This is a genomic window from Pseudonocardia sp. KRD291 (assembly GCF_019263595.1).
Lineage (GTDB): Bacteria > Actinomycetota > Actinomycetes > Mycobacteriales > Pseudonocardiaceae > Pseudonocardia.
The window spans coordinates 1-8,063 of the sequence record NZ_JADQDD010000276.1; the positions used below are offsets into that span (position 1 = coordinate 1).

Below are 8,063 nucleotides of genomic sequence, written 5' to 3' on the forward strand. Positions count from 1 at the left end.
GAGTGAGTCCGCGACGTCAGCGGGGCGTCGTGGTCGCCGCGGCGCGACCTGTACCTCAGTCAGCACCGGCAAGGAGTTCCCACCGTGAAGAGCACCGTCGAGCACCTCAGCCCGACGCGCGTCAGGATCAACGTCGAGGTGCCGTTCGACGAGCTCAAGCCCGACTTCGACCGCGCGTACAAGAGCATCGCCAAGCAGGTGAAGATCCCGGGCTTCCGCCCGGGCAAGGCCCCGGCCCGGATCCTCGAGGCCCGGCTGGGCCGCGGCGTCGTTCTCGACGAGGTCGTCAACGCCGCGATCCCGAACAAGTACTCGGAGGCCGTGACCGGCGCCGAGGACGTGACGCCGATCGGGCGTCCGGACATCGAGGTCACCGAGATCGCCGACGGCGAGCGCCTGACGTTCACCGCCGAGGTCGACGTCCGACCCGACATCACGCTGCCCGACCTGGACACGCTCTCGGTCGAGGTCGACGAGGTCGAGGTCACCGACTCCGCCGTCACCGAGCAGCTCGACCAGCTCCGTGCCCGGTTCGGCACGCTGACCGGCGTCGACCGTGCCGCGGCCGAGGGCGACTTCGTGCAGATCGACCTGTCGGCCTCGGTCGACGGCACCGAGATCGAGGAGGCGGCCACCACCGGCTTCTCCTACGAGGTCGGCCAGGGCGGTCTCATCGACGGCATCGACGAGGCCATCACCGGCATGAAGGCCGACGAGGAGAAGACGTTCACGTCGACCCTGGTGGCCGGCGAGTACGCCGACCGCGAGGCCGACGTGACGGTCAAGGTCACCGCCGTCAAGGAGCGCGAGCTCCCCGACGCCGACGACGAGTTCGCCCAGCTGGCCAGCGAGTTCGACACGCTCGACGAGCTGACCGAGAACCTGCGCGAGCGGCTCGGCTCGTCGAAGCGGATGGAGCAGGCCACCCAGGCTCGCGACCGGCTGCTGGACCAGATCGTCGAGAGCACCGAGGTGCCGCTGCCGGACAGCGTCGTCGCCGCCGAGGTCGACTCGCGCACGCACGACGCCGTGCACGCGTTCGACCACGACGAGGACCGCTTCGCCGAGTTCCTCACCCAGCAGGGCCAGACCCGCGAGGAGTTCGACGCCGAGGCCAAGGCGGAGGCCGAGAAGGCCGTCCGCTACCGCCTGGTGCTCGACGCGCTGGCCGACAAGGAAGAGGTCTCGGTCGGCGACCAGGAGCTCACCGAGCGGATCATGTACCAAGCCCAGCAGTACGGCATGGCGCCCGAGCAGTTCGTCCAGCAGATTCAGCAGGCCGGTCAGCTCGGCGCGATCTACCAGGACGTGCGCCGGAGCAAGGCGCTGATCACCGCCGTGCGCGCGGCGACCGTCACGCTGCCCTCGGGCGACGTGGTCGACCTGTCCGACCTGCTCGGCTCCGACGACGAGGTCGAGGTCACCGACCCGGCCGCCGACGATGCCCCGGCCACCGTCGAGGGCGAGGTCGTGGAGACCTCGGCCGAGGCGGACGACGAGGCCGCGGGCCCCGACGACGACAAGGCCGACGACGCCGCTGCGGCGAAGGCCTGAGCTGGGAGTTCGTCGGGGCGGTGCGCTCTCGGCGAACATCGCGGGTTGATCCCTACGTGGGCCTCCGGGTCCGCGTAGGGTCGGCCCCGAACCGGCTCCGAGAGGGGGCCGATGCGGGTCGGGACACCCGGCCCGGACAACGGATCCGACGTACATGGCCCCAGATTTCAGAAGGCAGGGTGAAGTGAGCCAGCAGGACACCGGCCCGCACATCGCGGGGCGCAGCGTGAACGGGCCCGGGGCCGTATTCCCCGGGGTGACGGCCTCCGGTCCGCAGATGCGCGCCGCGTCGAGCGGCATGAGCCTCGGCGACTCGGTGTACGAGCGCCTGCTGCAGCAGCGGATCATCGTGCTCGGTCAGCAGGTCGACTCCGAGATCTCCAACCGGATCGCGGCGCAGATGCTGCTGCTCGCGGCCGAGGACCCCGAGCAGGACATCCAGCTCTACATCAACTCGCCCGGCGGTTCGGTCAACGACGGCATGGCCGTGTTCGACACCATGAACCTGGTGCCGTGCGACGTGGCGACGACGGTGATGGGCATGGCCGCCTCGATGGGGCAGTTCCTGCTCTCCGCCGGCACCCCGGGCAAGCGCTCGGCACTGCCGCACGCGAAGATCATGATGCACCAGCCCTCCGGCGGCATCGGCGGCACGGAGGCCGACATCACGATCCTGGCCGACCAGCTCCGCAAGACCAAGCACGAGATGGCCGAGCTGATCGCCGGGCACACCGGACAGTCGGTGGAGACCATCACGCGCGACTCGGACCGTGACCGGTGGTTCTCCGCGGAGGAGGCGAAGGACTACGGCTTCGTCGACCACGTGGTGACCCACGCCGGCCGGATCTCCACCACCTCGCCGAACGGGAGCGCCTGATGAGCAACTTCGATCCGCGTCGCCCCGTGTCGGGCGCCGACTCGTGGGCGCCCGGCGGTCACGCGCCGGAGCAGGCGCGTGCGCGTTACGTGCTGCCGTCCTACGTGGAGCGCACGAGCTACGGGGTCAAGGAGTCGAACCCGTACAACAAGCTCTTCGAGGAGCGCATCATCTTCCTCGGCGAGCAGATCAACGACACCTCGGCCAACGACACGATCGCCCAGCTGATGGTGCTCGAGTCGCTGGACCCGGACCGCGAGATCAGCGTCTACATCAACTCGCCCGGTGGGTCGTTCACGTCGCTGATGGCGATCTACGACACGATGCAGTTCATCCGGCCCGACATCCAGACCGTGTGCCTGGGGCAGGCGGCCTCGGCCGCGGCCGTGCTGCTCGCCGCGGGCACCGCGGGGCGCCGGATGGCGGTCGAGAACGCCCGCATCCTGATCCACCAGCCGGCCACCGAGGGCGTCTACGGCCAGGCGTCGGACCTGGAGATCCAGGCCACCGAGATCTCCCGCATCCGCCGTCGGATGGAGGAGATCCTGGCCCGGCACACCAACCGCGCGCCGGAGCAGGTGCACGAGGACATCGACCGGGACAAGATCCTCACGGCCGAGGAGGCCAAGGAGTACGGCCTGATCGACGAGATCGTGCAGAGCCGGAAGCTCTCCGCGACCGGATAGGCAGGACGACCGCCCGCCGACCCGTCGCCGACCGGGACTCCCGTTGGGGTCCCCGGCGACGGGTCGGGGCAGGTACCGTCACACAGACTCACCACGGGTGGGTACCGCACAGGCACTGCGCCGAACTCGGACTGGGGATTCACACCTATGGCACGCATCGGTGACGGTGGAGACCTGCTGAAGTGCTCGTTCTGCGGAAAGAGCCAGAAGCAGGTCAAGAAGCTGATCGCCGGCCCCGGCGTGTACATCTGCGACGAGTGCATCGACCTCTGCAACGAGATCATCGAGGAAGAGCTCGCCGAGGCCGGTGAGGTCAAGCTCGACGAGCTGCCCAAGCCCGCCGAGATCCACGAGTTCCTCGACCAGTACGTCGTGGGGCAGTCGACCACCAAGCGCACGCTCTCGGTGGCGGTCTACAACCACTACAAGCGGATCCAGGCCGGTGACCGCGGGCGCGGCGCCGACGGCGACGGCATCGAGATCGCCAAGTCGAACATCCTGATGCTCGGCCCGACCGGCTGCGGCAAGACCTACCTCGCGCAGACGCTGGCGAAGCTGCTCAACGTCCCGTTCGCGATCGCCGACGCCACGGCGCTGACCGAGGCCGGCTACGTGGGCGAGGACGTCGAGAACATCCTGCTCAAGCTGATCCAGGCCGCGGACTACGACGTGAAGCGCGCCGAGACCGGGATCATCTACATCGACGAGGTCGACAAGATCGCCCGCAAGTCGGAGAACCCGTCGATCACCCGCGATGTCTCCGGCGAGGGCGTCCAGCAGGCGCTGCTCAAGATCCTCGAGGGCACCACCGCCAGCGTGCCCCCGCAGGGCGGCCGCAAGCACCCGCACCAGGAGTTCATCCAGATCGACACGACGAACGTGCTGTTCATCGTGGCCGGCGCGTTCTCCGGGCTGGAGCGCATCATCGGCGACCGGGTCGGCCGCAGCGGCATCGGCTTCGGTGCGGAGATCCGCTCCAAGAAGGACATGGACAACTCGGAGAGCTTCGGTGAGACGCTCCCCGAGGACCTGATCAAGTTCGGCCTGATCCCCGAGTTCATCGGCCGGCTGCCGATCGTCGCGTCGGTGACCTCGCTGGACAAGGAAGCCCTGGTCAAGATCCTGACCGAGCCGCGGAACGCGCTGATCAAGCAGTACCGCAAGCTCTTCGAGATGGACGGCGTCGAGCTCGAGTTCTCGGACGAGGCGCTGGAGGCGGTCGCCGACATGGCGATCCTGCGCGGCACCGGTGCCCGTGGCCTGCGGGCGATCATGGAGGAGGTCCTCCTCCCGGTCATGTACGACATCCCGAGCCGCGACGACGTGGCCAAGGTCGTGGTCACCGACCAGACGGTGCGCGAGAACGTCAACCCGACGATCGTGCCGCGCCAGCCCCCGCGTCGGGAGCGCCGCGACCGTTCGGCGTGATCCACACCTCCTCTGCCGCAACAGGACCCGGTCAGCGACCGGGTCCTGTTGCCGTATCCGGGCCGGGTACATAGGTTGCACCGGACGCAGTAGCAGATCGGGAGGGGCGCCATGGCGGCCAGTGCAGGATTCCTGTCGCGGGAGCGGATCGTCGCCCCGCCCGGCTGGAGTCGTTGGCTGATCCCGCCCGCGGCGCTGGCCATCCATCTGGCGATCGGCCAGGCGTACGCGTGGACGGCGTTCAAGACCGCGCTGTCCGGCACCGTGCTGTCCGGGAACCCGAGCGCGGGTGTGCTGAGCGCGCTGCCGTTCCAGCTCGCGATCGTGATGCTGGGGATCTCGGCCGCGGTGTTCGGGACGAAGGTGGACGCACGCGGGCCCCGTTGGGCGATGGTGGTCGCCACGTCCTGTTTCGTGGCCGGCTTCCTGATCTCCGCGCTGGGCGTGGCCACCGGCCAGTACTGGCTCGTGGTGCTCGGGTACGGCGGCGTCGGCGGGATCGGGCTCGGCATCGGCTACATCTCGCCGGTCTCGACGCTGATCAAGTGGTTCCCGGACCGGCCGGGCCTGTCCACCGGCATCGCGATCATGGGGTTCGGTGGCGGCGCGCTGATCGCGACGCCGCTGACCAACCAGCTCCTCGCCGCGTTCGGCGGCACCACCAAGGGACCCGCCGGCACCTCCGGGGTCGCGACCACGTTCCTGGTCATGGGCCTGATCTACCTGGTCTTCATGGCACTCGGGGCACTGCTGATCCGGGTTCCGGCGGAAGGCTGGCGACCGGCAGGCTGGACGCCGCCCGCCGCGGGCGCCGACGTCGTGGGCTCGGCCAACGTCTCGGCCCGCAACGCGATCCGCACTCCGCAGTTCTGGCTGCTGTGGGTGGTGATCTGCTTCAACGTCACCGCCGGCATCGGGATCCTGGAACGCGCGCAGGACATCTACAAGGACTTCTTCCCGGTGGGCGTGGCCGTGGCGGCGACGGCGGCCGCGGGCGGGTTCGCGGCGTTGCTGTCGCTGGCGAACTCGGCGGGCCGGCTCGGCTGGTCGTCGTTGTCCGACGTCCTGGGTCGCAAGAACATGTACCGGATCTACCTGGGTGTCGGGGCGCTGCTCTACCTGGCCGTGACCCTGCTGACCGACTCGAGCAAGGTGCTGTTCCTGATCTGCGCCATCCTGATCCTGTCGTTCTACGGGGCCGGGTTCGCGACGCTGCCGGCCTACCTGCGCGACCTGTTCGGGACCTACCAGGTCGGGGCCATCCACGGTCGCCTGCTGACGGCCTGGTCGGTGGCCGGGGTGCTCGGGCCGCTGATCGTCAACGCGATCGCCGACGCCCGGATCGAGTCCGGGGTCGAGGGCCCGGCCCGCTACACCACCGCGTTCACGATCATGATCGTGCTGCTGGCCGTCGGGTTCGTGTGCAACGAGCTGATCCGTCCGGTGAACGCGCGGTTCCACGAGCCGAAGGCCGACGTGAAGGCCACCACCGAGGGGGCGCAGGCATGAGCACCGCACACGAGAGCTCGCCGGCCGGGACCGCTGCCCCGTGGACGCCGCTGCAGTGGGTCGGTGCCGTTCTGGCCTGGCTGTGGGTGGTCGTGCCGTTCGGCTGGGGCCTCTACGAGCTGCTGGTCAAGATCCCGGCGCTGTTCGGGTGAGCGACGACGCGACGGCGATGGCTCCCTGGGTCACGGCCGTCACCCGCGAGCTGGGGCTGCACGACGTGGACACGGTCGCCGCCGTCGACACGGTGCTGGACCTGACCTCGGACGTGGCCCACGGCGTCTCCCGCCCGGGTGCGCCGGTGACGGCGTTCCTGCTCGGGATCGCCGCGGGCCGCGCCGACGAGCCCGACGAGGCCGTCAAGGAGCTCGCGGCCAAGCTCTCCGACCTCGCCGAGAACTGGGACGGCTGAGCCACTCCGGCCACCGGGCCGGCGCGGGTGTCCCGAGGGGCCCCCTCGCTCACGGGGGCGTCCCGGGGGTTCCCCTCGGGGTGCTCCGCGGGTGGTGCGGGGGCGTCGTGGAGTGTTCATCGGGGTGTCGCCCGTTGTGTCCGGTCGTGGGTCGCCCGTCCGGGTTACAAGAGTGGGGTGCGCTCCCCGCTGACCCGTCGTGCCCTGATCCGTTCGGCCGCCCTGGGCGGCCTCGCCGTCCCGGTGCTCGCCACCTCCACCCCGGCGTCCGCCACCGCCGGACCGTCACTCCTGCGTCCCGACCGTCCGTCGTTGACGCACGGGGTGCAGTCCGGTGACGTGCTGCCCGGTTCCGGTCTGGTGTGGACACGCGCCGACCGGCCGTCGCGGATGGTGGTCGAGGTCGCCGACAACCCGGAGTTCCGCCGCTCCCGTCGGCTGCGCGGCCCGGTCCTGACCCCGGCGACGGACCTGACCGGCCGGATGCGGGTGCCCGCGACGTCGCGCGAGGTGCACTACCGCGTCGTCGCCGAGTCGTTGGACGGGCGCGGTGCGAGCGCGCCGGTGACCGGGATGTTCCGGTCCACGCCGGGACCGCGCGACGGCGCCCGGATCCAGTGGTCCGGCGACGTGGTCGGGCAGGGCTGGGGGATCAACCCGGACGTCGGCGGGATGCGGATCTTCTCCGCGATGGCCGACCGTGAGCCGGACCTGTTCCTGCACAGCGGCGACACCGTCTACGCCGACGGGCCGCTGACCGAGACCGTGGTGCTGCCGGACGGGCGGACCTGGCGCAACGTCGTCACGCCGGAGAAGCGCAAGGTCGCCGAGACGCTCGCCGAGTACCGCGGCCAGTACGCCTACAACCTGCTCGACGAGAACGTGCTCCGGTTCAACGCGAGCGTTCCGCAGATCAACCAGTGGGACGACCACGAGGTCACCAACAACTGGTACCCCGGCGAGATCCTGACCGATGCGAAGTACACCGAGAAGCGCGTCGACGTGCTCGCCGAGCGCGCGTTCCGGGCGTTCCACGAGTGGGTGCCGCTGGACCCGCGCACCGCCGTCGACGGGCGGGTGTACCGGCGGATCCCGTACGGCCCGCACGTCGAGGTCTTCGTGCTCGACATGCGCCACCACCGGGACGCCAACGGGCCGAACACCGGGGACCGCGGGCGGATCCTGGGCGAGCGTCAGGCCCGCTGGCTGGTCGACGCGCTGAGCTCGAGCCGGGCCACCTGGAAGATCGTCCAGTCGGACATGCCGATCGGTGTCCTGGTCCCGGACGGCGACACGGCCTGGGAGGCCGTCGCGAACGGGAAGCCGGGCGCGCCGACCGGACGCGAGTCCGAGATCGCCGGGGTGCTCACGGCCCTGGCCCGGAAGAAGGTGCGCGGCGTGGTCTGGGTGACCGCGGACGTGCACTACACCGCCGCGCACCACTACTCGCCGGACCGGGCCGCGTTCGACGGCTTCGACCCGTTCTGGGAGTTCGTCTCCGGCCCGCTGCACGCCGGAGCGTTCGGCCCCAGCGAGCTGGACCCGACGTTCGGTCCGGAGGCGGTGTTCACCCGCGGCCCGTCGCGACAGGGCGCGTCCC

Annotated in this window: 8 protein-coding genes; all 8 read left to right on the forward strand. The window is 70.3% G+C overall.

Annotation, left to right across the window (positions count from 1 at the left end; translation table 11 throughout):
• Nucleotides 1–84: 84 nt before the first annotated feature.
• Nucleotides 85–1,554, forward strand: a complete 1,470-nt coding sequence (gene tig, locus I4I78_RS26805) for a trigger factor (protein WP_218614279.1) — start codon at nucleotides 85–87, stop codon at nucleotides 1,552–1,554.
• Nucleotides 1,555–1,831: 277 nt separating this feature from the next.
• Nucleotides 1,832–2,431 carry a ClpP family protease gene (locus I4I78_RS26810; RefSeq protein ID WP_218614284.1) on the forward strand — a complete coding sequence of 200 codons (600 nt, stop codon included), beginning with the start codon at nucleotides 1,832–1,834 and terminating at the stop codon, nucleotides 2,429–2,431.
• Nucleotides 2,431–3,117: an ATP-dependent Clp protease proteolytic subunit gene (locus I4I78_RS26815; RefSeq protein WP_218614280.1), complete on the forward strand. Its 687-nt coding sequence runs from the start codon at nucleotides 2,431–2,433 to the stop codon at nucleotides 3,115–3,117. The genes I4I78_RS26810 and I4I78_RS26815 overlap by 1 nt, the downstream gene beginning before the upstream one ends.
• A 147-nt stretch (nucleotides 3,118–3,264) precedes the next feature.
• The gene (gene clpX / locus I4I78_RS26820) at nucleotides 3,265–4,545 is read left to right on the forward strand and encodes an ATP-dependent Clp protease ATP-binding subunit ClpX (protein ID WP_218614281.1); all 1,281 of its coding nucleotides are present in this window, start codon (nucleotides 3,265–3,267) and stop codon (nucleotides 4,543–4,545) included.
• A gap of 111 nt (nucleotides 4,546–4,656) precedes the next feature.
• On the forward strand, nucleotides 4,657–6,054 hold the full coding sequence (locus I4I78_RS26825) for an OFA family MFS transporter (protein ID WP_218614282.1): 1,398 nt from the start codon (nucleotides 4,657–4,659) through the stop codon (nucleotides 6,052–6,054).
• On the forward strand, nucleotides 6,051–6,206 hold the full coding sequence (locus I4I78_RS26830) for a hypothetical protein (RefSeq protein ID WP_218614286.1): 156 nt from the start codon (nucleotides 6,051–6,053) through the stop codon (nucleotides 6,204–6,206). Before I4I78_RS26825 ends, I4I78_RS26830 begins: the two co-directional genes overlap by 4 nt.
• On the forward strand, nucleotides 6,203–6,463 hold the full coding sequence (locus I4I78_RS26835) for a DUF6457 domain-containing protein (RefSeq protein ID WP_218614283.1): 261 nt from the start codon (nucleotides 6,203–6,205) through the stop codon (nucleotides 6,461–6,463). Before I4I78_RS26830 ends, I4I78_RS26835 begins: the two co-directional genes overlap by 4 nt.
• A gap of 177 nt (nucleotides 6,464–6,640) precedes the next feature.
• Nucleotides 6,641–8,063 (forward strand): alkaline phosphatase D family protein (locus tag I4I78_RS26840; RefSeq protein ID WP_308252378.1); only part of this gene is annotated, 1,423 nt, incomplete at its 3' end.

Coding starts and splice junctions, on each gene's coding strand:
- I4I78_RS26830 (WP_218614286.1), top strand. CDS start 6,051: ATGAGCACCGCACACGAGAGCTCGCCGGCCGGGACCGCTGCCCCGTGG.
- I4I78_RS26825 (WP_218614282.1), top strand. CDS start 4,657: ATGGCGGCCAGTGCAGGATTCCTGTCGCGGGAGCGGATCGTCGCCCCG.
- clpX (WP_218614281.1), top strand. CDS start 3,265: ATGGCACGCATCGGTGACGGTGGAGACCTGCTGAAGTGCTCGTTCTGC.
- I4I78_RS26810 (WP_218614284.1), top strand. CDS start 1,832: ATGCGCGCCGCGTCGAGCGGCATGAGCCTCGGCGACTCGGTGTACGAG.
- I4I78_RS26815 (WP_218614280.1), top strand. CDS start 2,431: ATGAGCAACTTCGATCCGCGTCGCCCCGTGTCGGGCGCCGACTCGTGG.